General features: G+C 61.4%; 19 protein-coding genes. 4 read left to right on the plus strand and 15 right to left on the minus strand.

Annotation, left to right across the window (positions count from 1 at the left end):
• Window positions 1-63 precede the first annotated feature (63 nt).
• The 5 genes from OZY47_RS05755 to OZY47_RS05775 all read right to left on the minus strand — a co-directional run bounded on the left by OZY47_RS05755 (window position 64) and on the right by OZY47_RS05775 (window position 5,260).
• Window positions 64-1,386 (minus strand): CHAP domain-containing protein, encoded by a 1,323-nt coding sequence (locus tag OZY47_RS05755; protein WP_277177398.1) that lies wholly within the window; start codon window positions 1,384-1,386, stop codon window positions 64-66.
• Between the two features lie 101 nt (window positions 1,387-1,487).
• On the minus strand, window positions 1,488-2,411 hold the full coding sequence (gene ftsX / locus OZY47_RS05760) for a permease-like cell division protein FtsX (protein ID WP_277177399.1): 924 nt from the start codon (window positions 2,409-2,411) through the stop codon (window positions 1,488-1,490).
• The gene (ftsE, locus tag OZY47_RS05765) at window positions 2,408-3,718 is read right to left on the minus strand and encodes a cell division ATP-binding protein FtsE (protein WP_277177400.1); all 1,311 of its coding nucleotides are present in this window, start codon (window positions 3,716-3,718) and stop codon (window positions 2,408-2,410) included. Before ftsE ends, ftsX begins: the two co-directional genes overlap by 4 nt.
• Before the next feature lie 81 nt (window positions 3,719-3,799).
• Window positions 3,800-4,942 (minus strand): peptide chain release factor 2, encoded by a 1,143-nt coding sequence (prfB, locus tag OZY47_RS05770; protein WP_277177401.1) that lies wholly within the window; start codon window positions 4,940-4,942, stop codon window positions 3,800-3,802.
• Window positions 4,943-5,128: 186 nt separating this feature from the next.
• Window positions 5,129-5,260, minus strand: coding sequence for a hypothetical protein (locus tag OZY47_RS05775; RefSeq protein ID WP_277177402.1), 132 nt, complete (start codon window positions 5,258-5,260; stop codon window positions 5,129-5,131).
• Window positions 5,261-5,408: 148 nt separating this feature from the next.
• On the opposite strand from OZY47_RS05775, the gene dapD reads away from it, so the two are divergent.
• Window positions 5,409-6,413: a 2,3,4,5-tetrahydropyridine-2,6-dicarboxylate N-succinyltransferase gene (dapD, locus tag OZY47_RS05780; protein ID WP_277177403.1), complete on the plus strand. Its 1,005-nt coding sequence runs from the start codon at window positions 5,409-5,411 to the stop codon at window positions 6,411-6,413.
• 270 nt (window positions 6,414-6,683) lie between these two features.
• Here the strand turns inward: dapD and OZY47_RS05785 are convergent, their stop codons facing one another.
• The 3 genes from OZY47_RS05785 to OZY47_RS05795 all read right to left on the minus strand — a co-directional run bounded on the left by OZY47_RS05785 (window position 6,684) and on the right by OZY47_RS05795 (window position 9,925).
• Entirely contained in the window at window positions 6,684-7,979 is a 1,296-nt protein-coding gene (locus tag OZY47_RS05785; RefSeq protein ID WP_277177404.1) for a citrate synthase, read from the minus strand.
• A gap of 248 nt (window positions 7,980-8,227) precedes the next feature.
• Complete coding sequence (gene map / locus OZY47_RS05790; protein WP_277177405.1) at window positions 8,228-9,004, minus strand: type I methionyl aminopeptidase; 777 nt, start codon at window positions 9,002-9,004, stop codon at window positions 8,228-8,230.
• A 144-nt stretch (window positions 9,005-9,148) separates the two neighbouring features.
• Entirely contained in the window at window positions 9,149-9,925 is a 777-nt protein-coding gene (locus tag OZY47_RS05795; RefSeq protein ID WP_277177406.1) for an HdeD family acid-resistance protein, read from the minus strand.
• A gap of 212 nt (window positions 9,926-10,137) precedes the next feature.
• On the opposite strand from OZY47_RS05795, the gene OZY47_RS05800 reads away from it, so the two are divergent.
• Window positions 10,138-12,216, plus strand: coding sequence for a M13-type metalloendopeptidase (locus tag OZY47_RS05800; protein ID WP_277177407.1), 2,079 nt, complete (start codon window positions 10,138-10,140; stop codon window positions 12,214-12,216).
• Window positions 12,217-12,442: 226 nt separating this feature from the next.
• Here the strand turns inward: OZY47_RS05800 and OZY47_RS05805 are convergent, their stop codons facing one another.
• From OZY47_RS05805 to OZY47_RS05820, 4 genes are all read right to left on the minus strand, one after another.
• Window positions 12,443-13,084: a single-stranded DNA-binding protein gene (locus OZY47_RS05805; protein ID WP_277177408.1), complete on the minus strand. Its 642-nt coding sequence runs from the start codon at window positions 13,082-13,084 to the stop codon at window positions 12,443-12,445.
• Window positions 13,085-13,604: 520 nt separating this feature from the next.
• Window positions 13,605-14,456, minus strand: coding sequence for a 3-hydroxyacyl-CoA dehydrogenase (locus OZY47_RS05810; RefSeq protein ID WP_277177409.1), 852 nt, complete (start codon window positions 14,454-14,456; stop codon window positions 13,605-13,607).
• A 453-nt stretch (window positions 14,457-14,909) separates the two neighbouring features.
• Window positions 14,910-15,758, minus strand: a complete 849-nt coding sequence (locus OZY47_RS05815; RefSeq protein ID WP_277177410.1) for a 3-hydroxyacyl-CoA dehydrogenase — start codon at window positions 15,756-15,758, stop codon at window positions 14,910-14,912.
• A 302-nt stretch (window positions 15,759-16,060) separates the two neighbouring features.
• Window positions 16,061-17,875, minus strand: coding sequence for a proline--tRNA ligase (locus OZY47_RS05820; RefSeq protein ID WP_277179181.1), 1,815 nt, complete (start codon window positions 17,873-17,875; stop codon window positions 16,061-16,063).
• A 268-nt stretch (window positions 17,876-18,143) separates the two neighbouring features.
• Here OZY47_RS05820 and OZY47_RS05825 point away from each other — a divergent pair, with 268 nt between their 5' ends.
• Window positions 18,144-18,347, plus strand: a complete 204-nt coding sequence (locus OZY47_RS05825; RefSeq protein WP_277177411.1) for a hypothetical protein — start codon at window positions 18,144-18,146, stop codon at window positions 18,345-18,347.
• Entirely contained in the window at window positions 18,334-18,711 is a 378-nt protein-coding gene (locus tag OZY47_RS05830) for an XRE family transcriptional regulator (RefSeq protein ID WP_277177412.1), read from the plus strand. Before OZY47_RS05825 ends, OZY47_RS05830 begins: the two co-directional genes overlap by 14 nt.
• Window positions 18,712-18,775: 64 nt before the next feature.
• Here the strand turns inward: OZY47_RS05830 and OZY47_RS05835 are convergent, their stop codons facing one another.
• The 3 genes from OZY47_RS05835 to guaB form a co-directional block, all read right to left on the minus strand.
• On the minus strand, window positions 18,776-20,188 hold the full coding sequence (locus OZY47_RS05835) for a PIF1 family DEAD/DEAH box helicase (protein ID WP_277177413.1): 1,413 nt from the start codon (window positions 20,186-20,188) through the stop codon (window positions 18,776-18,778).
• A gap of 202 nt (window positions 20,189-20,390) precedes the next feature.
• Entirely contained in the window at window positions 20,391-21,041 is a 651-nt protein-coding gene (orn, locus tag OZY47_RS05840; protein WP_277177414.1) for an oligoribonuclease, read from the minus strand.
• Window positions 21,042-21,621: 580 nt separating this feature from the next.
• Entirely contained in the window at window positions 21,622-23,172 is a 1,551-nt protein-coding gene (gene guaB / locus OZY47_RS05845) for an IMP dehydrogenase (protein WP_277177415.1), read from the minus strand.
• Between the last annotated feature and the right edge of the window lie 16 nt (window positions 23,173-23,188).

The raw sequence follows: 23,188 nt of genomic DNA on the forward strand, positions 1-23,188 counted from the left end.
AACACAAGCGCGCCATCCTGTTGCGAATGGCGCGCCCGAGTTTAACCGAACTGAACTTCTAAATCAGTTATGGATGTATTCGTAGTTGTAGGCGTCGTTCAACACCTCATTGGCCGGGAAGGTGGCGAAACCGGTGCCGCCCTCAGAGATGGCGATGGTGTTGCCCCACACGCCCTCGACGATGGCCACATGCCCGTAGTAGGGGTCGGCGATCCAATGGCCGCCGACGCTCTGGCCCGGGTAGAAGACGACGATGGCGCCGAATGACGGGGTCCTGTCGACCTGGTAGCCGAGGCTGCGGGCGGAATTGGCCCACTGGCCACCGTTGCCGAAGTAGGATCCAACGGGCAGGCCGAGCTGGTGACGACGGAGATAGGCCCACTCGGTGCACTGGCGCGGAGGATAGGCGTTGCCGGAGTCACCGGAGGGGTGGCCGCCACCACCATAGACAGGTCCCGGTGCAGCGACAGGAGACGGGTTGCTGGGAATGTAGCTCGAGCTGCCGGCCTGGCTGGTGCCTTGGCTCGCGCTCTGCTGCTGGTAGCCCATTTGCTCGTTCTGGGAATCGATCTGTGACTGCAGGATGGCGAGTTCGGCTGCCTGCTGCGCGGACTGCGAGGTCAGCGAGCTCTTCTGCGATTCGAGGCTCGCGCGCGCCTGGGCGCCCTGGTCTCGCAAGGCCTGCAGGCTGCTCTGCTGGGCCTGCGCCGACTCGGCGGCCTGCTGCGCGCTGGCGGCCTGGCTGTCGGCCTGGTCCTTCAACGTGGAAATCTGGGTCTCGATGGCGGCGAGACGCTGCTTGCGGTTCATCGAGGTGCCGAGCGTGTTGGCGTCGGCGTTCGCGGCGTTGGCCTCGCTGCGAGTGACCGCGGCGGAGGACTGCATCTTGTCGACGAAATCCTTGGTGGTGCCGGACTTGGTGACCACGTTCATCACGTCGGCGGCGTCGGAGCCATGGAAGCTCTCACGGGCCTGGGCGGCCACGCCCGCCTTGGCGTCATCGAAATCGGCGCCGGTCTGCGCGATCTTGGCTTCGAGATCGGCCTTGTCTTTCTGGGCGGCCGCGAGGCGGTCGGAGGTGGCCTGCGCCAGGTTCTTCGCCTGGTCGGCGCCCTGCTGGGCGTTCTGCGCCGCGGCCTGGGCGGCGGGAATCTGGTTGTTCGTCAAATCGTTGAGCTGCAGGATCTGGTTGGCCAGGTCGCTGTCGACCCCGGCCAGCTGGCTCTTCAGGTCGGCCTGGCTGGCGGCGGCCTGCTGGTACTGGCTCATGGTGGATGCCTGAGCCTGCCCTACGTTGGCCGTCATGGTCATCGCCGCAGTGCCACACAACGTGGCTGTGGCGATCAGGATGCTGAAGGCCGCGGTCACTTGCTTCTGCTTGCGCATGGAATTCACCTTTCTTGCTTCGGACTTACCATTGTAACGTATCCACCTGAAGGTTTGTCAGGCAGCTCAATACTTCTTCACATATTCTGCGATACAACTCATCACGCCTTGAGATAGCGACGCAGCGAGACCGCCGAGGCGCACGCGGAGAGCAGCACCGCGCCGACCACGAGTACGGGGGCCATCAGCCACACCGTCTTCTGGTCGATATAAGGCATCCACTGCACCGTCTTGGCCAGCCAGTCGGTGATGAACACCTTCACGATCACGCTCAGCGTGGCCGCCGAAAGCAGTGAGCCGATCAGCGAGGCGAAGACGCCCTCGAGGATGAACGGCAATCGTATCGTCCAGTTCGAGGCGCCCACCAGGCGCATGATCTCGGTCTCGTTGCGCCGGCTCGCCGCGCTCATGCGAATCGTGGTGCCGGTGAGCATGACCGCGACCACGACCATCACCACCGCCAGCACGACCGTGACCACGGTGGCCTTGTTGAGGATGTTGAAGACGGGATCGAAGATCTGGCGTTGGTCGAGCACCTCCTCGACGCCGTTGTTGCCGGTCAGGGTCTCGGAGACCTCCTGGTACTTGGTGGGGTCCTTGAGCTTCAGGCGCAGCGAATCCTGCATGTCGGCGGCGGTGAGGGTGCGGCCCTCGTAGACGCCGTTGGGGTATTGCTTGAGGAAGGTGTGCTTGTAGAAGTCCTCACGGCTCTCGTAGGTGACCTTGGAGACCTCGTTGTTGAGGTCGCGGTGGATCTTCTCCTCGAGCTGCACGATCTCCTGCTGGCTCGGGGCCTTGCCCGCCGAGCAGTTGGCGGCCTGGCTGGTGCCGTCCGGGCAGAGCCAGACGACCACCTCGACCTCCTTGTACCAGTCGCCCTTGGCCTTGGTGACCTGGGCCTGCATGAGGCCGGAGGCACCGATGAAGACGAAGGAGATGAAGGTGACGAGCATGACCGAAAGGATCATGGAGACGTTCTGGCGAAGGCTCGTCCAGGTCTCGGAAAGTATGAACCGCATTCTCATCGCTGATCCCCCTTGTTGCTGGATTCGCCCTGGCCCTCGCCTTGGACGCGGTCGTCGTATTTCGATCTCTTGGCCTTGCCCGCGGCTTTCGCGTTGGCCTTCGGCGCGGGCGGCACGGGTGGCAGCGACGGCGAGGCGGCGGGAGCCTTGGCGACCTTGGCGTTGACGACCTTGGCCTTCGCCTTGCTCTTGGCCTTCGCGGCCTCCCCCTTGCTCGCCGCGGAAGTCTTGGCGGCGGGCTTCTTGGGCTCCCCGGCGTCGGCGTTGATGATCGTCCTGTCGGAGATCGCGTCGCGCACGCTGGTCACCTCGGCCTCGCTCAGGCCCTTGCCCCAGGTCATGGTGGTCTCGGCGGACTGGAAGGCCTCACCGTAGTGGCCAGTCCTGCCGGAATGCACGGAATTGGCAAGACGCGCGATGCCCTCGTTCTCGCCGCTGCCTTGGGCCACCGCGTCCGCGACGACGTTGACGGCCTGCTTGGCGACGGCGGCGCGGGAGGCACCCTTGCCGGCTTGAATCTGCGAAGGCGACGAGGCCACGCCGGCCCCCGCGCCCTTCATGTAAGGATTGATGACGCGCTTGGCCTTCGACTCCACCTCCGCGTCGGGGAAGTAGAGCGCCGAATCGTAGCTGCCGTTCTGCTCGTCGCGCACGATCTTGCCCGAATGCAGCTCCACGACGCGCTTGCGCATGGAGTTGACGATCTCCTCGTTGTGGGTGGCCATGACGATGGTGGTGCCGGTGCGGTTGATGGCGTCGAGCACCTCCATGATGCCCAGCGAGGTGGTGGGGTCGAGGTTGCCGGTGGGCTCGTCGGCCAGCAGGATCTGCGGATGGTTGACGTAGGCGCGGGCGATGGCCACGCGCTGGGCCTCGCCGCCGGAGAGCTCGCGCGGATAGTTCTTTTCCTTGCCGGTCAGGCCCACGGTCTCGAGGACCTTGGGGACCAGCGACTTGATGGTCGAGCGGCGGGTGCCGATGACCTCGAGCGCGAAGGCGACGTTCTGCCAGACGGTCTTGTTGTTGAGCAGCTTGTAGTCCTGGAAGACGAAGCCGATGGAACGGCGGTACTGCGGGATTTGGCGCGAGGTGAGACGTCGCAGGTCGTTGCCGGCCACGCGGATCTCGCCGTCGGTGGCCTCCTCCTCGCAGAGCAGCAGGCTCAGCAGCGTGGTCTTGCCGGAGCCCGAGGCGCCGACCAGGAAGACGAAGTCGCCACGCTCCACGTCGAGACTCACGCAATCCAACGCCGGGCGTGTGCCCTTGGGATAGATCTTGGTGACCTTGTCCAATGTAATCAACGCCATGTCGTCATCCTTACCTTGTTGCCAACGCCTATTTCATTGTACGAACTGCGCGGCACCAGTGCGCCGCACCATCCATTACCGCTAGTTCTTCCCGTTCTCCTCGGCCTCGATCGCGTCCTGGCGGCGCTGCTCGTGGCGCCAGCGGATGCCCGCGTCAATGAAACCGTTGATGTCGCCGTCGAAAACGGCCTGGGTCTGGCTGGTCTCGTAGCCCGTGCGCAGGTCCTTAACCATCTGATAGGGGTGCAGCACGTAGGAGCGCATCTGGTCGCCCCAGCTGGCCTTGATGTCGCCGGCGAGCTCCTTCTTCTTCTTGGCCTCGGCCTCGTGGCGCAGCACGAGCAGGCGGGACTGGAGCACGGCCATGGCGGCGGCGCGGTTCTGGATCTGGCTGCGCTCGTCCTGCATGGTCACCACGATGTTGGTGGGCAAGTGGGTGATGCGCACCGCGGAATACGTGGTGTTGACGCCCTGGCCGCCGGGGCCCGAAGAGCAGTAGGTGTCCACGCGGATATCGGAATCGGGGATGTCGATGTGGTCGGTCTCCTCCACCAGCGGCACCACCTCGACGGCGGCGAAGCTGGTCTGGCGGCGGCCCTGGTTGTCGAAGGGCGAGATGCGGACCAGGCGGTGGGTGCCGCCCTCCACGGAAAGACGGCCGTAGGCGTAGGGCGCGTCGACCTGGAAGGTGGCCGACTTGATGCCAGCCTCCTCGGCGTAGGAGGTGTCCATCACCTTGGTCTTGTAGCCGTTGCGCTCGGCCCAACGCAGGTACATGCGCAGGAGCATCTGGGCGAAATCGGCCGCGTCCACGCCGCCGGCACCGCTTCGGATGGTCACCACGGCGCTACGCTCGTCGTATTCGCCGTCGAGCAGCGTCTGGATCTCCATCTCGTCAAGGTCCTTCTGCAGGGCCTCCACGCCGCTCTGGGCCTCGTTCATCGAATCGGCGTCATTCTCTTCCTGACCCAATTCGTAAAGGGTTTCGATGTCGTCAAGGCGGCTCGAAAGCGAATCGAGCTTCTTGATCAGACCCTGCTTGTTGGAAAGCCGGCTGGTAATCTTCTGCGCGTTCTCGACGTCGTCCCAAAGATTCGGCGCCGACGCCTCCTTTTCAAGCTCGTCGATCTCGGACTTGAGCCTTTCGACGTCCAACGCCTTCTCGATTGTCTCGTACTTCTTGCGCGCCTCGCCCAGCGCCTGCGAAAAATCAAATTCTGCCATCGTGGCCTACCTTATATATCCTCACTGAAAACTTGCTGACCTTTTGCGTCTATAAGGGGCGATGACTTGGGCGGGCGCATAGCCAGCGGCCTCTCTTTGGCCCACCATCACCCGCCTATACCGGCAAACCCAATGGCGGCGGCCCGGCCGCACCCACGCATCATCCCGACGCGAATGCCAAGGTCGTCAAAGACCCGCATAGATCGCGGGAATCACCAATGCCATCAGCATGGCCGCGGCCACGACTACGCACACCGCGCGCACGATGTTGCGGCGGCGGTTTTCGCGGCGTTCGCGTTCTTTTTTGTAATCACCCACAAACATTCAGTATATCGGACATAGGCGATTAACCAAGCGCCTCGGCATCGCCGGAATCCGTCACGTTATGGGCCTTGCCCGCACGGGGATGGTCATTTAGGCTAGATTGGGAAGATACCTATTCCATGAAGACTAGTTAGGAGCAAGCATGAGCGAAGAACGCACAGCCTGGGGCTGGGGCCTGGCCTCGATCGACGCGGAGGGCAACACGTTGGACGTGTGGTACCCGAAGCTTGAGATCGGCGCGGCGCCGAGCAAGGAGAGCCGCCCCAACCACGGATTCGGCGCGCTCGAGCACAGCGAGCCGGACGCGCGCGGAGTGCGACGCGAGGCGGTCTTCACCGTCTCGTCCATCGACTCCCCCATCGTCGACGCGGCCGACGCCTATCTGCGCCTGCACCTGCTGAGCATGTGCATGGTCGAGCCGAACACCATCAACCTCGACGGTATCTTTGCTAAGTTGGCCAACGTCGTGTGGACCAACTACGGACCGTTCGCCGCCGAGAACTTCGCGTTGCGCAAGATGGATGTGATGAACGCTGTGGCGAAATCGGGCGTGGTGGCCGGCGGCATGCCCGCCCCGCACGTCGACGTCAACGTGCTCGCCATCGACAAGTTCCCGCGCATGGTCGACTATGTGGCCCCCGAGGGCGTGCGCATCGGCGACGCGGACCGCGTGCGCCTCGGCGCCCATCTGGCCCCCGGCACCACGGTGATGCACGCCGGGTTCGTCAACTTCAATGCCGGCACGCTCGGCACCTGCATGATCGAGGGACGGGTCTCGCAAGGCGTCGTCGTCGGCGACGGCTCCGACGTCGGTGGCGGCTCGTCCATCATGGGCACGCTCTCCGGCGGCGGCAAGCTGCGCAACTCCATTGGCGAGCACAGCCTTTTGGGTGCCAACGCCGGCATCGGTATCTCTTTGGGAGACAACTGCGTGGTCGAAGCGGGCCTTTATGTCACCGCCGGCACGAAGATCACCATCCACGACAAGGCCAAGATCGCCGCGGGTGAGCCGCTTGAGGTCGTCAAGGGATCCGAGCTCTCGGGGAAGGACAACATCCTCTTCATCCGCAACTCGGTGACCGGGGCTATCGAGGCGCGCTACCGCAAAGTCGGCATCGCCCTCAACGAGAAGCTGCATAAGAACTGAGGGGAGCTCCGCACAAGTCGGGGGATAGGTTTTTCAGATTGGCCACTTTCCGCCATTCCCGAAAACCTATCCCCCGACTTGTGTTTAATCCCACCGCGCTTCCACCTTCACTGCTACACCTTTGCAGCACTGACACACAGAACACATTCCATCAAACGTTTAGTGCCGTGAGTCTTCCCTATCACTCCGCACAAGTCGGTAGATAGGTTTTTCAGATTGGCCATTTTCCGCCATTCCCGAAAACCTATCCCCCGACTTGTGTCTTGAAACCTAACGCTGATCCATCGGCACGTAGTCGCGCTGGGTTTCGCCGGTGTAGACCTGGCGCGGACGGCCAATCTTGGTCTGCGGATCGGCCAGCATCTCGCGGTATTGCGCGATCCAACCGGGGATACGCCCCAACGCGAAGAGCGGGGTGAACATGGCCGGGTCGAAGCCGATGACCCGGTAGAGCAGACCGGTGTAGAAGTCGACGTTCGGGTAAAGGTGCCTGGAGACGAAATAGTCGTCGTGCGTGGCGATGTCCTCCAGCTCCGTGGCGATGGCGAACAGCGTACGTTCGTCGGCGGGCAGGCGGTTGTCGACGTCACCTCGCGCCATGAGCTGCTCGAGATAGTGCTTGGCCACCACCGCGCGCGGATCGTAGCATTTGTAGACACGATGGCCGAAGCCGGAGATGCGGGTGCCGCTTTTCTTCGCCTTGTCGACGAACTGGGCCACGCTTTCGCCGGAATCCCTGATGACCTCCAACTGACGCAGCACCGCTTCGTTCGCGCCGCCATGCAACGGCCCGGAAAGCGCGTTGACGCCGGCGGCGACGGCGGAATAGAGGTTGGCGTGGGCGCTGCCGGCGATGCGCACCACGGAGGTGGAGCAGTTCTGCTCGTGGTCGGCGTGGATGATGAGCAGGCGGCCCAGCGCGTGGATGGAGAGCTCGTCGGATTCGTACGATTCGTAGGGCACCGCGAAGCACATGCGTAGGAAATCGTCGACATAGCCACGGGCGACGTCCGGGTAGAGCATCGGCTCATCGCGGCGACGGCGATAAATGTAGCTGACGATGGTTCGCGCCTTGGCCATGATGATGCGCGCGGACTCGTCGAGCTGGTCCGGGTCACTGATGTCGGTGGTGCTCGGATAGAAGGCGCCCAGGGCGTTGATGGCCGAGGCGAGCACGCTCATCGGCTGGGCCGAGCGCGGGAACGAGGCCATGAAGCTGCGGAAGTCCTCGCCCACCATGGTGCGGTGGTTCAGGTCGAGGCAGAACTGGTCGTATTCGGACTTCGTGGGCAGCTCGCCGTGCTGGAGCAGCCAGGCGACCTCGAGGAAATCGGATTGCTCGCACAGCTGCTCGATTGGGTAGCCGCGATAGCGCAGGATGGAGTTCTGCCCGTCGATATAGGTGATTTTCGATTCGCATTGCGCGGTGGCCAGGAAACCCGGATCGAAGGCGACGAACCCGTCCTTCTTGAGCCCGGATATCGCGATGCCGTCGGCGCCCTCGGTGGCCTTCACGACGGGCAGATCGAACTCACCCGCGTCCACATTGAGTTTCGCCTGCACCATCACATCCGCCTTTCCTTGGTATCGGGGCCTTGCGCCATCCACGATGAGACACACCTTATTGCATGAATGTAAACTCGCCGGCACGATGTCCACGTAGCGTACACCCCACCGATTGTCTGGCCACGCAGCATGCCGCACCATGCGGCAGAGAGCAAGGGATACAAGATGGCACCCATGGAGCGAATCCATGAGTGCCATCAACAGGCGAGGAGAAGGTGAGAAAACCAGACCTATCTCATCGGAAATCGCTACTCGCGGACGGTCAGGATCTCCGGGCCGTTGTCGGTAATGGCGATGGTGTGCTCGCTGTGGGCGCCGTTGGAGCCGTCGGAGCTGCGCAGCGTCCAGCCGTCCTTGGCGTCCTGGTAGATCTCGTCGGTGGTCTTCATGAACCAGGGCTCGATCGCGATGGTGAGGCCCGGACGCAGCTTGTAGCCATGATGCGCCTTGCCGTCGTTGGGCACGAACGGGTCGCCGTGCATCACATGGCCGATGCCATGGCCGCCGAACTCCATGTTGACGGTATAGCCATGCTCGTGCGCCACGTCACCGACCGCAGCGGAAACGTCGCCCAAGCGGTTGCCGGGCTGGGCCGCCGCGATGCCGGCCGCGAGCGCCTCCTCGGTGCACTTGATGAGCGCCAGGTCGTCCGGGTCCGGGTCGCTGCCGACCACGAAGCTGACGGCCGAGTCGCCGCACCAGCCGTCGACGCTGATGGCGAGGTCGAGGCTCACCAAGTCACCGTCCTTGAGGTTGTAGTCATAAGGCACGCCGTGCAGCACGGCATCGTTGACGGAGACGCAGATGTAATGTTTGAATGGGCCGGTGCCGAAGTCGGGGGCGTAGTCGACGTAGCAGGATTCGGCGCCCTTGCGGCTTTCGATGCGGCGGCGCACCAGGTCGTCGATCTCGAGCAGGTTGGTGCCGACCTTGGTGGTCTCCTTCAGCTCTTTGAGGATGCTGCCGACGAAGCGGCCTGCGACCTTCATCGAGGCGATTTCCTTTGGTGTTTTCAATTCGATCATGCCTTCACCCTACTTCGCTCGCCCAACAATCGGCGAGGGCTGACGACGCGGGGCCGGCCATGGCGAAATCCCGCATGACAAAACGCCCCCGGCCACGTCGAAACGAAACTTCCAACAAGGCCAGAGGCGTTTAATATGCCACTCTCAGTGCTTGCCGAAACGGAAGGCACGCACGATGGCGACCACGCCCATGACAAGCATGGCGCATCCGGCGAAGATGATCAGCCAGATCATCGAGGCGAACGGGGAGAAGAGCACGACGATGCCGGCGAGGATCGAGATGACGCCGTAGAAGATGGCCCAGCCCGAGCTCGGCAGACGCCAGGTCTCCACCAGAGCCATGATGCCCTCCATGATCCAGCCGATGCCGACGGCCAAGGTGACCAAGATGGTGAGCATGGCGGTGGAAAGCGCCGTGTTCTTGAGCATCACAACGCCGCCGATCACCAAGAGGATGCCGACGAGGATGTCAAGCACGCGCCAACCTCCCGGCAGCCCGTTCTCGACGATCGCGCCGACCACTCGGATGGCGCCGGAGATCAGGAAGTAAAGGCCCAGGGCGACCGCGAAGACCACGAGGGTCTTGCCCGGCCAGATCAGGAGGGCCAGGCCGAGCAGCACGGCCACGACGCCGACGATGCCGTAGATGATGCGGATCGTCTTCTTGGCCTGGTTCGGCAGCCATTCCTCGGCGAGCTTGAAGGGGTTCATCCGCCACCATTCGTTGCTGCCGGGCTGGGCGTTCTGCTGGTTCATGTTCGGATTGCCATATTGCTGGTTACCGTATTGCTGATTGCCATACTGTTGATCGTATTGATTCGGGTCGCTGGCGTACGGGCCATACCCGTTGGCCGCGCCTTGGTTTTGCGGGGCCTGCCCGCCCGCGTTGTCACCATTGCCGTTCATATCGGTGTTGGTCATATCGACTCCTTTGGGATTCACCCATTGCGTGAGACCAGCATGATATCCGCCGGTCCGTCGTATTACCCAACACATGAACGGCGCAGGCTATTCCGAGCCGTTTCACGGCACGCGACCAAGGCAGACATCTAAGTTAGAAGTGCCTAATTTAGCTTGTTGCACGACCATTTCCACCACCCCTCCTTGTCAGCGAACGCCGATACAGTGGACACATGTCTACACCTTTGGTTTCAGGCCTTGATACGACCTCATTCTCCAGCACCATCAACCCCGGCGACGACCTCTTCCGCTACGTCAACGGACCATGGATCGACACCTACGACCTGCCGGACGACCGCTCCCGCTATGGCGCGTTCGACAAGCTCGCGGAGGACGCCGAAGCGCAGATCCGCGACATCCTCGAGGACGAGAATTGCCCCGCACGCAAATCGCAAAGCCTCTACCGCTCCTTCCTCGACACCGACGCCATCAACAAGGCGGGCATCACCCCCATCGCCTCCGATTTGAAGCTCGTCGACGGGGCGCAGAGCAAGGCCGAGCTGACCAAGGCGCTCGGCACGCTCAACGTCACCGGCGGCCCCGACCTCTTCGACTTCGGCGTCTACGGCGACCCCGAGGACCCCGAGCACAACATCCTGCATATCGAGCAGGGCGGCATCGGGCTGCCCGACGAGGCCTACTACCGTCAGGACCAGTACGCCCCCATCCGCGAGCAGTACACCGCGATGGTCGCCAGGCTGCTGACGCTGGCTGGTTACGGCGATGCCGCCACGGCCCAGGAGGACCCGCAACGTCTGCTCGACGTCGAGACCCGCATCGCCGCCAACCATTGGGACAACGTGGCCACTAGGGACTCGCAGAAGACCAACAATCCCACGGATTTCGCCGACCTGGCCGCCACATTGGCCGGCTTCGACATCACCACCTGGATCGACGCCTGGCAGCAGGCCTACGACGCCTCCCCCGCCGCGGTCGCCCAGCCGATCGACCTCAAGGCGGCGTTCTCGCGCGTCATCGTGCATGAGCCGAGCTTCCTGACCGGGCTCGACGCCTTCTGGAACCAGGCCTCGCTCGACGAGCTCAAGCTGTGGGCGAGGGTCTCGCTGATCTCCGGCTGGGCCAGCGCGCTGAGCTCCGACTTCGACAAGACGCATTTTGACTTCTACGGCCGCACGCTTTCCGGGGCCAAGAAGCAGCGTGACCGCTGGAAGCGTGGCGTGGCCACCGTCAACGGCGTCTGCGGCGAGGAGGTCGGGCGCGAATATGTCAAACGCCACTTCCCCGAAAGCTCGAAGGAGCGCATGGAACAGCTGGTCTCGAACCTCATCGAGGGCTACCGCGTCTCCATCACCGACAGCGCGTGGCTTGGCGACGACACCAAGACGAAGGCGCTCGAGAAGCTCTCGAAGTTCACCCCGATGATCGGCTACACCAACCATTGGCGCGACTACACCGCGCTCGACATCCGCCCCGGTGCGAGCCTGGTCGACAACCTGCGCGCCGCCACGATCTACGAGCTCGGCTTCCAGCTGGCCAAGGTCGGCAAGACGGTGGACCGTGAGGAATGGCTGATGAATCCGCAGACGGTCAACGCCTATTACGAGCCGTCGATGAACGTCATCGTCTTCCCGGCCGCGATCCTCCAACCTCCCTTCTTCAACCCCGAAGCGGACGACGCCGCGAACTACGGCGGCATCGGCGCGGTGATCGGCCACGAGATCGGCCACGGCTTCGACGACCAAGGCAGCCAGTACGACGGCGATGGCAAGCTCCACGACTGGTGGACCAAGAGCGACAAGGCCAACTTCGAGAAGCTGACCGGCGCGCTCATCGAGCAGTACAACGGCTTCGTGCCCTCGCAGCTCCAGGAGAAGTACGCCGACAACCCGGACAAGGCGCCGCACGTCAACGGCGCGCTCACCATCGGCGAGAACATCGGCGACCTGAGCGGGGTCAACATCTCGTTGAAGGCCTACGCCTTCGCGATTGACAAGGCCAACGGCCAGCCGCTCGACGGTTCCGACGAAGGTGTGGCCCGCACGCTGGCCCAGGCCCCGACGCTCGACGGATTCACCGGCCTGCAGCGCTTCTTCCTGAGCTACGCCTCGATCTGGAGGACGGCGCAGCGTGTGGAGTTGACCGAGCAGTACCTACAGATCGACCCGCACTCCCCCGCCGAATTCCGCACCAACGGTATCGTGCGCAACGTCAATCTCTTCTACCAGGCCTTCGACGTGAGCCCCGAACAGAAGCTGTGGCTCGCTCCCTCCGAGCGCGTGCATATCTGGTAGTCCCCCGCCTATCGCGTCCATCGCCTTGGTTTCCGCGCCTGGTAAGCGTGTGAAAACCAAGGCGATATTGTTATGTCTGCCCTATTGCTGGTTCCATCCATGACCAGATTCGTCGCCTACTGCGCGGAACAGCCATATCTGATTGCCTTCCACTCCTTTCTTACTGTTTAGCTTTCAGCAATAGATAGGTTCGCGACCCAGACGCCAAACCGTGAAGTCTAGCTCTTTAACCGACGGATACCGGCTGACGTTGAGCTGACTCCTCCTGCGGACCGAGCACCGGGCTTCCATCCCAGGGATCGTCGCCGGCCCCTTCACTGCCATCGAGGCCTACGCCGTCTTTCGCCCCGACACCCACGGTCTCATGCGTCGCGCCTTGGTCCGAATTGGCTGCCAAAGATGCCGATGAGCCATTACCAACCTGCCCACTAGCATTCGCATCCTGCCCGCTCAGCTCCTTGGCTTGCCCGCCTTGGCCGTTCGCGCCGCCCGCGCCCTTCTCGCCGGGCTTGACCCGTTGAAAGACCGACATGCCGAAGCTCAGATCATGCCCGACGCTCGTCGCCTCCATCACCATCTTGGTGTGCGTCGTGCCATCACGGGTCCACTCCTCGGTGACCAGGTTGCCCGTGGCCACCACCGGGTCGCCCTTGTGCACGCTGGAGAGCACGTTCACCGCCAGCATGCGGAACGCCTTGACCGTCAGCCATGTGGTCGGCCGGTCACGCCATTCGTTGGCCGTCACGTTGAAATACCGTGGGGTGCAGCCAATCCTGAACGAACATGCGGCCGGACCTCCCTCCTTGCCGAAACTCTGCGGGTCGGCACCCACAAATCCCGAAATCGTCACCACACCTTGTTGCGCCATGCTTGCTCCTTTGTTCCGTGGCTTCCGCCATACGCCTTTCGCCTGAGTTGGACTGCAGGAACCGTCCGGATGAGATGCACGCGCCACGGTTTGCGCCAGCGCCGCACGCGTCTTTCCGGCTGATCGATCCCACGGTTCCTGCGGTGACCCCAGTATGCGGCGAATCGAATTGAAACAGTGGTGAAAACGGGCACTGTGGTCGAACGGTTGGGGGTCCCGGCGTGTCGCGCCAAAAATGTGGATAATTTTCGAGCCATCCACCACGTCAGGAAATTTATTGTGGATAACTTTCAATGAAAAGCAAGCCCGGATGCAAAATGGCTTTATCTGTTAGATATGGCCTTACGGGTTTGCCCCCCCACGGATAAAGCCTCGCAATATACTCCTAGCAAACACTTCTCCGAGCACGCAAAAGGCGCCGCACACCCGAAGATGCGCGACGCCCTATACATCCCAAACAACACCTACGAAAAAGCGCCGTCCAGCAATCACCAACAGCAGCAATCATCAACAGCCAAGATCACTCATAGTCGTAGAAGCCGTGGCCGTTGATCTTGCCCAGACGCCCCTTGTCGATGTAATCCACCTTGAGACGACGGGCGAATTCCTTCTTGACCGGATTCGGGGAATCCTTCATCAGGTTGTACGGCGTCATCATGCCGACGAAGTCGATCAGCTGGAACGGCCCCATGGGCGAGCCGGTGGCGATGCGCCAGGTCTTGTCGATGTCCTCGAACGAGGCCACACCACGCACCCACAAGTCACCGCCGGCGTCAAGCAGCGGCACCGACAGGGAGTTGACCACATAGCCCGGCTGCTCCTTATAGATACGAATCGGGACCATGCCGATCTCCTCGGCGAACTGCGCGACCTGCTCGAAGACGGCCGGGTCGGTCTTCGGCTGCATCATCACCTCGCCGATGTTGTATTTCCACACCTCATTGGCGAAATGCAGGCACAGGAACTTCTCAGGACGATCGGTGAACGAGACGAGCTTGCTTGGCGGCAAGGTCGAGGAGTTGGTGCAGAAGATCGTCTTGGCCGGCGCGTTCTCACTGACCTTCTTCCAGGTGTCCTGCTTGATGTCCAGTCTTTCGGGAACGGCCTCGATCACGATGTCGGCGTCCTTCAGGGCATCCTTCATATCGGCGGTCGGGCGGATGTGGGCCACCGCCGCATCGAGCTTCTCGTCCGTCGCACCTTCGACATCACGCTTGTAGCATTCCTTGAGCTGCTCCCAGCGGGCCGGCAACTTCGCCAGGACCTCGTCGCTGATATCGTAGGCCGTCACGTTCTTGCCATGGTACGCGGACTGGAAAATAATCTGAGACCCAAGATTACCCGTGCCCAAAACCGTTAGATTCTGCATCATTGTCCTCTTTCGTCAATCATTTCAAACTTACGCTATTGGAAGCTTGAAACCTTTGAAAACCTAAGGAAAACTTGAGACCACTGTTGCCTTTTCGTCATTCCTCAATTTCATTATAAAAAAGCATTTTGTACAATACTTGTCATTTTGACATATATTTTAGTGATTTATATAACATATGGCCATATATATGACTGCACTTTGAGGACAACAGCACTTTTATGAATCGCCTTTCACAGCATCTCACAGCGGATTGCCGAAACGAATAGACTCAGCAAAACGAGTCTAACCAGCAAAACGGTGGCGACGCCACGTACCAAACGATACGCGGCGCCGCCACCGAACCTAGAGCACCCATTGCCTTGCGTTACTTTCGCTTCACCTGACTTCCATTAAGCGGGAAACTCTACCGCCCGTTATCTTCCGGATGAATGCGCGCGAAGGCGATCAGGTCAATCACTCATAGTCGTAGAAGCCGTGGCCGGTGGACTTGCCCAGCTTGCCCTTGTCGATGTACTCCTTCTTGATGCGCTCGGCGAACTCGCGTTGCACCGGGTCCTTGCTGTCCTTGGAGAGGTTGTAGGGAGTCATCATGCCGACGGTGTCGTAAATCTGGAACGGACCGGCGGGGGCGCCGGTGGCGATGCGCCAGGTGGCGTCGATGTCCTCGGCGGAAGCCACGCCTCGCACCCACAGGTCCGCGGCGGCGTTGAGCAGCGGCACCAGCAGCGAGTTGAGCAGGTAGCCCGGCTGCTCCTTCTTCACGCGGATCGGGACCATGCCGATCTCCTTGGCGAACTGTGCGACCTCTTCGAACACGGCCGGATCGGTCTTCGGCTGGGCCATGACCTCGCCGGTGTTGAACTTCCAGATCTCGTTGGCGAAGTGCAGGCTCAGGAACTTCTCGGGGCGGTCGGTGAACGGCGCCATCTTGCTCGGCAGCAGCGTCGAGGAGTTGGTGCAGAAGACGGTCTTGGCCGGCGCGTTCTCGCTGACCTTCTTCCAGGTGTCCTGCTTGATGTCAAGACGCTCGGGAACAGCCTCGATGACGATGTCGGCGTCCTTGAGCGCATCCTTGATATCAGCGGTGGCGCGAATGCGCGAGACCGCGGCGTCGAGCTTCTCGTCGGTGGCGTCGGGAATGTCGTTCTTGTACTGCTTCTTCAGATATTCCCAGCGCTCCGGGAGCTTCGAGAGGATCTCGTCGCTGATATCGTAGGCCACCACGTTCTTGCCCATGTAGGCGGACTGGAAAATGATCTGGGAGCCCAGCACACCAGTGCCCAAAACGGTTAGATTCTGCATCGTTGCCTTCTTTCTTTGTTGCGATCAGGGGAAATGTCATGTGTTCCCGAAACCGCACTGTGAACATCTTGCCACAAACCGATAAATCGAGTCTGCGACTCATGTCCGATTACGCTTTCATGATACAGGAGTGGGGGCACCTTGACACCGTGAAATAAGCTACTTTTCACATGGCGTGTCTACTGCGAAATTAGTATACGGGCATATGCGGCGCAAGGAGCGCGTTATCATATCAAAAAATGTCCGGTCGTTCCCTTAGTGGAAACAACCGGACGCAATTATCGAATTAGCGACAGATATGCTTACCGCATTGCCGCATACCGCTCGGCCAAGGTCTGGGCGGCTTTGGCAGCAGGCACCTTGACCATGTTCTCGCCGTTGCGGTCACGCACCTCGATGGTGCCGTCGTTGAGGAAGTCGCGGCCGACCACGGCGACCAGCGGCACGCCGAGCAGCTCGGCGTCCTTGAACTTGACACCAGGCGAGACCTTCTTGCGGTCGTCGTAGATGACCTCAAGACCCTTGGCCTCAAGCTCGGCGACCAGCTTTTCGGCACCGTCGAACGCCTCGTCCTTCTTGCCCGTGGCGACCACATGCACCGCGGCGGGCGCGATGTTGACCGGCCAGGCCAGGCCCTTCTCATCGTGGTGGGTCTCGGCGATGCAGGCCATGACGCGCGAGACGCCGATGCCATAGCTGCCCATCCACACCGGCACGGCCTTGCCGTTCTGATTCAGGACCTTGAGGCCCAGCGCCTCGGAATACTTGAGACCGAGCTGGAAGACCTGTCCGATCTCCACGCCGCGCTCGAAGCTCAGCGGGCCGGAGCCGTCCGGGCTCATGTCGCCATTGCGCACCTCGGTGGCCTCGACGGTGCCATCGGCCTTGAAATCACGGCCATAGACCATGTCGAAGGCGTCGACACCATCCTTGTCGCCACCGGTGACCCATGCGGAGCCCTCGGCGATATGAGCGTCGACCAAGTAACGCACCGGATCCTTGATGGCGGAACCCTCGACGCGCGCTTGCGGACCGAGCACCTTGGGCCCGATATAGCCCTTGACCAGTTCCGGGTGAGCCTTCAGGTCAGCCTCATTGGCCTCCTCGATCTCGGCGGGCGCGAACTGCGCCTCGAGACGCTTCATGTCGATCTGGCGATCGCCGGGCAGCGCCACGACGACGACCTCGCGCCATGGCTTGCGGTGCTCTTCAATCTCGTCATCAGGCTCGCCGGGGTGCTTGACCGCAATGACCACGTTCTTGAGCATATCGGTCTGCGCCCAGCCGCGGCCGTCCTCGCGCGGATAGAGCTTGTCGCACTGGCTGACCATCTCGTCGATGCTGCCGGCGTCGGGCAGGTCGCGCAGACTCATCGCCGGGGTCTTGGAGCAATCGATGGCCAGGACCTCAGGTGTCGTCAGCGCTTCGACGTTCCATGCCTTGCCGCTCGGCGCCTTGGCGAACGTGTCCTCCCCGATGGCCATCGGCGACAGAAACTCCTGCGACTCGAAACCGCCCATCGGGCCGGAGACCGCGTGGACCATGATGTAACCCAAGTCGAGGCGCTTGAAGATGCGCTCGTAGGCGTCGCGCTCCTCGACGTAGGCCTTCTTGAGCCCGTCTTCGTCGATGGTGAAGGAGTAGCCGTCCTCCATGATGAACTCACGGCCGCGCACGAGGCCGGCGCGTGGGCGGAACTCGTCGCGGTACTTGGTCTGGATCTGGTAGAGCGTGACGGGCAGGTCCTTGTACGAGGAGTACATGTCCTTGACCAGCAGGGTGAACATTTCCTCGTGGGTCGGGGCGAGCAGGTAATCGGCCTCGTGGCGGTCCTTCAGACGGAAGATGTTTTCGCCGTATTCCTCCCAACGATGCGTTGCTTCATAGGGCTCTTTCGGCAGCAGGGCCGGGAAATGGACTTCCTGGCCGCCGATGCCGTTCATCTCCTCGCGGATCACGGCCTCGATCTTGTTGAGGACGTTCAAACCAAGCGGCAGCCAAGTCCAGATGCCGGGCGCGGCCTTGCGGATATAGCCGGCTCGCTGGAGCAGGCGCGCCGAATCGACGTCGGCGTCGGCGGGGTCCTCGCGCAGCGTGCGCAGGAACATGGTGGACATACGAAGTGCTTTTGTCATGGTTCCTAAAATATTCGCGCGAGCCGACATTGAACCGGTGAAAAGACACGGTTGTGGATACGTCTCGAACTATCCACATTGGGTCACAACACGCCAAAACCCCGACCGTTCGACCACACCACCCGCTCCGGCTTGCTGAGCTTGATTTCACAACCTTACCTTGGCGAAAAACAGCAAAACCAAATAGGCATATCTGAAAACGAAAATCAACAGTCATTGAATTGAAATATCAATAGGTAAGGAATATGATGTGAAACGTAGGAAGTTGGAAAGAAAACTGAGGGAAATCGCACGTGCGCACCATCTCGACCTGACCTTTCGCGAGGGCGGCAACCATACGATCGCCTCGATCGGGAATGTGCGCAGCTCCATCCCGCGGCATCGTGAGATCAACGAGATCACGGCGGCCAGCATCATCAGATATTTCGAAAGGAACTTGGATGGCAAGCACTGAAGTCACCGCGATCGCGACTCGTTCCGGCTCATGGTGGGCCATCGAAGTGCCCGAACGGCCGGGGCTTTTCACCCAGGTCAGGCGTCTCGATCAGGTCGAGGCCATGGTCGGTGACGCCGCGAAAGCCTTGGGAGAGCCCGTCGATTCGGTCCATCTCGAGATCAAGCTCGGCGACGAGCGGGACGATGAGATGGTCAGCCAGCTGTTGGAGGCACGGGATGAGGCCGAAAAGGCTCAGAGCAAGGCCTCGGCGTTGACGCGTCACACCATATCATCGTTGCGCAAGCGTGGGTTCAAGCTGGCGGACATCGCCAAGATCATCGGCCTGACGACGCAACGGGTAAGTGCGCTCCAGTATTCGTGATTTTCCGAAATACCAAACGCAAACAAGAAATTGTTTCGTCTGCTCAGCACCAAGTAACTGAGACTCAGAACAGCTCGTCCTGGGCGAACTCGTCATCGTCGTCGGGTAGCTGGCCGGCGGCCTGCTTGGTGAAGGCTTCGCTGCCCTCGTCGGCGAGGCGGGCGCAGGCGGCCTTGGAGTTGTCGCGAAGCTTGCCGTCGAGCAGCACGGCGTCGGGTGAGACGAGGAACGCGCGTTCACTGATGTCGTCCAGGTAAAGGCCGTCGAGGTTCTCCACACGCGAGAGCGCCACGTAGCCCATGCCCGGCGCGAAGGTGCGGCGCAAATCCATCACGGCGCGATCGAGCGTCATGCCCTGGGACTTGTGGATGGTGATGGCCCACGCGCAGCGCAACGGCACCTGCTTGACGCTGGCCAGCACGGTCTCGCCGTCCATCATCTCCCACGACGCCTGCTTCATGGTCACCGTGTTGCCGTTCTCGAAGGCGACAATCGGCCAGCCGCCCTTGGCCTCGGAGACGAAACCTTCCACCTTGCCGATGGATCCGTTGACATATTGGTGGTCGGCGTCGTTGCGCAGCGCCATGACCGCGGCGCCCGTTTTGAGCTCCAGCGTCTCGGGGGCGAGCATGTTCTTCTTGAGTCGTTTGATGAGATTGGCAGGACCAGCGGATTCGGCGTGGTACTCGTGCGTCTCATCGTGAATCTGCGAGAGACGAAGGTCGTTCAACGTGTCGGCCTGGCGATTGACCGGGAAAAGATGGACGGCCACCTCCCCCGCCGCTGGCGACTTGCCCATGCGACCGGCGAGCACGTCATGGTCCTCCTGGGTCACGCCGCCCTCACGGATGTCAGTGAGCACCGTCAGCAGCTGGCCGTCGTCCTGACGGTGCTGCTCGGTGAGATAGCAGACCACCGGGTTGAGCTCGTCCCATACCAACGATTCGGTGACGAAGCCATCGGCGTCCTTGCCCGCGTCGGCGTAACGCTGGCGTGACATCAGGAATTCCGGGCTTGGCGGCACGTCGTCGCGACGGAACGACTTCTTGACCGGCGGCAACTGGAAGAAATCGCCGGACAGCACGACCTGCAAGCCACCGAACGGCTCGGGGCTATGGCGCAGCACGCGGCAGACGTTGTCGACCATATCGAACAGCCATGCGGGCAGCATCGACACCTCATCGATGACGAGGATGTCGGCGGACTCGATCTTGCGCTTGCGGCGCGACCTGATGCGCTTCATCAGCTGCTCGGTCATGACCTGCGAGACCCCGACCCCACTCCACGAGTGGATGGTCTGCCCGTTGATATGGGTGGCGGCGATGCCAGTGGAAGCGGTGACCGCAACGGAGGCTCCGCGAGCGCGGGCCAACTTGATGAACTCGTTGAGTACATAAGTCTTGCCGGCACCGGGCGCACCGGTGATGAACGCGTTCGCCCCCGCGTCCAGAATCGTCAGCGCCTCCGCCTGCTTCATACCCCTACTCCTTCACTCAACCGGCACTCACCCACCCGCTGCCCACACTGTGGGAAAAGCACCAAAAACGTCTCAAAAAGATGCTTTTCTCCTCAGTCTGGTGCTCGACCTGTGGGAAAAGCACCAGAAACGGCCTGAAATGGTGCTTTTCACCACTAAGTACATAGTAACTGAGGAGAAAAACACCTTTCCTGCCACGTATCTACTTGTTGATGAGACTCGTGGCCTCGATATCGGCCTCGATCTTCTTGGCTTCTGCCTCGTCCGGGCCGGGTGACGGGGCCATGAAGGCCTCACGATAGTAGCGCAGCTCGTCCAGCGACTCGATGATGTCGGCGAGCGCACGATGACCACCGTTCTTGGGCGGACGGTTCATGTAGACCGCCGGATACCAACGACGCGCCAGCTCCTTGATGGTGCTCACGTCGATGCTGCGATAGTGCAGGTGGCTCATAAAATCGGGCATGAAGTGGTCGAGGAACTTCTTGTCGCTGCCGATGGTGTTGCCGGCGAGCAGCGGCTTGACCCCATCAGGAGTAAATCGGGCGACGTACTCGGTGACCTTCTTCTCGGCATCGGCCAGGCTCAGTCCGTTCTCCCACTCGTTGATCAGGCCGGAACGGGTGTGCATCGCGCGCACGAAGTCGCCCATGTGGTCGACGGCCTTCTGCGACGGCTTGATGACAAAGTCCACGCCCTCGTCGAGCACGTTCAAATCGAAATCGGTCGGCACCACGGAGACCTCGACCAGCTCGTCGCCGCCGAAGATATCGAGCCCGGTCATCTCGCAATCAATCCAGATCAGCCGCGAATCCGCCGCCGAATACGTCTCGTCATCCTGAGCATTCACCATAATATTGCCTCTTTCACTGCCGACTACAGAACTCTACACACTATCTCACGAGCGTGACGGAAATCCTGGTTCTCGATTTTTCAACAACTGACGTGGCGGGGTGGGGATGTTCAATGTCCGACACGCTCCGGGCTGAGCCGTTAAGCAGGAAGTCCGGTGGACTTCCTGTAGGCGAAGTGAGCGCGACGTACGAGCGCGAAGGCAAAATCCCTGATTTTGCGGCCAAGTCTTTACGGTCTGACATCGAACATCCCCACCCCACCACTCAACGAGATAAACGACGAAAAGATGGAGAATAGTCTTAGAGCTCTTTTACATTGATAAATCAACAACAGTAATATTCCAAAAACAGTCTATGGTTAACCAGTTTTATTCCGCTTAAATAGGTGCGCCCACAAACGCCATTGGATTTGGGCAACATCTCATACATTATTCTCATTATCGTTCTGACAGTTGAGTGGCTGGGCGGAGATATGTGATGTTCGGGCGTAAGACATGGCCGAGCGGCCAAGGAGCGTCCCGAACGTCATATATCTCCGCCCAGCCACGTCAATCACTGATTGCTAAAGTGGAAAAGGAATCAGTCGTTGTGGAAACCGCTGTAGTTGGGGGCCTCCGTCGTCATCACGATGTCGTGCGGGTGCGATTCGCGCAGCCCGGCGGTGGTGATGCGGATGAAGCGGCCCTTCTCGGCCATCTCCTTGATGTTGTGCGCGCCGATGTAGAACATCGACTGGTGCAGGCCGCCAATCATCTGGTAGAGCACCGCGTTGAGCGAGCCGCGATACGGCACCTCGCCCTCCACGCCTTCGGGGATGACCTTGTCTTTGCTGGTGACGTCGGCCTGGAAGTAACGGTCCTTGGAGTAGGACTTCTTGCCACGCGGGGCCATCGCGCCCAGCGAGCCCATGCCACGGTAGAGCTTGTACTGCTTGCCGTGCAGCAGCACCTTCTCACCTGGAGTCTCGTCGCAGCCGGCGAGCGCGCCGCCGAGCATGACGGTGGAGGCACCGGCCACAAGCGCCTTGGCGATGTCGCCGGAGTAGTGGATGCCACCGTCGGCGATGCAAGGCACGCCCGCCGCGCGGCAGACCTGGGCCGCGTCATAGACGGCGGTGAGCTGCGGCACGCCGATGCCGGCGACCACGCGTGTGGTGCAGATGGAGCCGGGGCCCACACCGACCTTCACCGCGTCCACGCCGGCGTCGATCATCGCCTGCGCGCCCGAGGCCGTGGCCACGTTGCCGCCGATAATCTGCACGCCGTTGAAGGCGCTGTCGGACTTGAGCCGCTTGATCATGTCGAGCGCCAGGTGCGCCTCGCCGTTGGCCGTGTCGACTACCAGCACGTCGACGCCCGCCTCCATCAGCGCGGAGGCGCGCTGCCAGGCGTCGCCGAGGAAGCCGATGCCCGCGGCGACCCGCAGACGGCCTTGGTCGTCCTTGGTGGCGTCGGGGTACTGCTCGGTCTTCACGAAGTCCTTGACGGTGATGAGGCCGGCGAGCTTGCCTTCCTTGTCGACCAACGGCAGCTTCTCGACCTTGTACTTGGCGAGCAGGTCGTGGGCGTCGGCGCGGGAAATATTGGCGGGACCGGTGATGAGTCCCTCCTTGGTCATCACGTCCTTGACCTTGAGGTGCTCGTAGTCATCGGGATCGATGAAGCGCATGTCACGGTTGGTGATGATGCCGAGCAGCTTGTTGTCGTTGTCGACCACGGGCAGGCCCGAGATATGGAAACGGCCACACTGCTTGTCGAGATCGGCAAGGGTGGCCTCGGGGTTGACGGTGAGCGGGTTGGTGATCATGCCCGACTCGCTGCGCTTGACGATGTCGACCTGCGAGGCCTGGTCGTCGATGGAGAGGTTGCGGTGCAGCACGCCGATGCCGCCGTTGCGGGCCATCGCGATCGCCATGTCGGATTCGGTGACCGTGTCCATGGCGGCCGAGAGCACCGGGACCTTCATGGTGATCTCACGGGTCAGATGCGTGGTCGTGTCGACCTGCGAGGGGATGACGTCGGTCTCGTTGGGGAGCAGCAGGACGTCGTCATATGCCAGTCCCAGCTTTTGGAAAACGGGAGGCAACGGATTGTAGGATGACTGGATATCAGATTGAGGATTTATAGCCATAGCACAACTATATGGG

Origin of the sequence: Bifidobacterium sp. ESL0790 (assembly GCF_029395435.1) — a bacterium.
Classification (GTDB): Bacteria; Actinomycetota; Actinomycetes; order Actinomycetales; family Bifidobacteriaceae; genus Bifidobacterium.

Coding starts and splice junctions, on each gene's coding strand:
- OZY47_RS05830 (WP_277177412.1), top strand. CDS start 18,334: ATGGCAAGCACTGAAGTCACCGCGATCGCGACTCGTTCCGGCTCATGG.
- OZY47_RS05820 (WP_277179181.1), bottom strand. CDS start 17,875: ATGTCCACCATGTTCCTGCGCACGCTGCGCGAGGACCCCGCCGACGCC.
- guaB (WP_277177415.1), bottom strand. CDS start 23,172: ATGGCTATAAATCCTCAATCTGATATCCAGTCATCCTACAATCCGTTG.
- prfB (WP_277177401.1), bottom strand. CDS start 4,942: ATGGCAGAATTTGATTTTTCGCAGGCGCTGGGCGAGGCGCGCAAGAAG.
- OZY47_RS05810 (WP_277177409.1), bottom strand. CDS start 14,456: ATGATGCAGAATCTAACGGTTTTGGGCACGGGTAATCTTGGGTCTCAG.
- OZY47_RS05835 (WP_277177413.1), bottom strand. CDS start 20,188: ATGAAGCAGGCGGAGGCGCTGACGATTCTGGACGCGGGGGCGAACGCG.
- OZY47_RS05795 (WP_277177406.1), bottom strand. CDS start 9,925: ATGACCAACACCGATATGAACGGCAATGGTGACAACGCGGGCGGGCAG.
- orn (WP_277177414.1), bottom strand. CDS start 21,041: ATGGTGAATGCTCAGGATGACGAGACGTATTCGGCGGCGGATTCGCGG.
- OZY47_RS05815 (WP_277177410.1), bottom strand. CDS start 15,758: ATGCAGAATCTAACCGTTTTGGGCACTGGTGTGCTGGGCTCCCAGATC.
- dapD (WP_277177403.1), top strand. CDS start 5,409: ATGAGCGAAGAACGCACAGCCTGGGGCTGGGGCCTGGCCTCGATCGAC.
- OZY47_RS05805 (WP_277177408.1), bottom strand. CDS start 13,084: ATGGCGCAACAAGGTGTGGTGACGATTTCGGGATTTGTGGGTGCCGAC.
- ftsX (WP_277177399.1), bottom strand. CDS start 2,411: ATGAGAATGCGGTTCATACTTTCCGAGACCTGGACGAGCCTTCGCCAG.
- OZY47_RS05785 (WP_277177404.1), bottom strand. CDS start 7,979: ATGGTGCAGGCGAAACTCAATGTGGACGCGGGTGAGTTCGATCTGCCC.
- ftsE (WP_277177400.1), bottom strand. CDS start 3,718: ATGGCGTTGATTACATTGGACAAGGTCACCAAGATCTATCCCAAGGGC.
- OZY47_RS05800 (WP_277177407.1), top strand. CDS start 10,138: ATGTCTACACCTTTGGTTTCAGGCCTTGATACGACCTCATTCTCCAGC.
- map (WP_277177405.1), bottom strand. CDS start 9,004: ATGATCGAATTGAAAACACCAAAGGAAATCGCCTCGATGAAGGTCGCA.
- OZY47_RS05755 (WP_277177398.1), bottom strand. CDS start 1,386: ATGCGCAAGCAGAAGCAAGTGACCGCGGCCTTCAGCATCCTGATCGCC.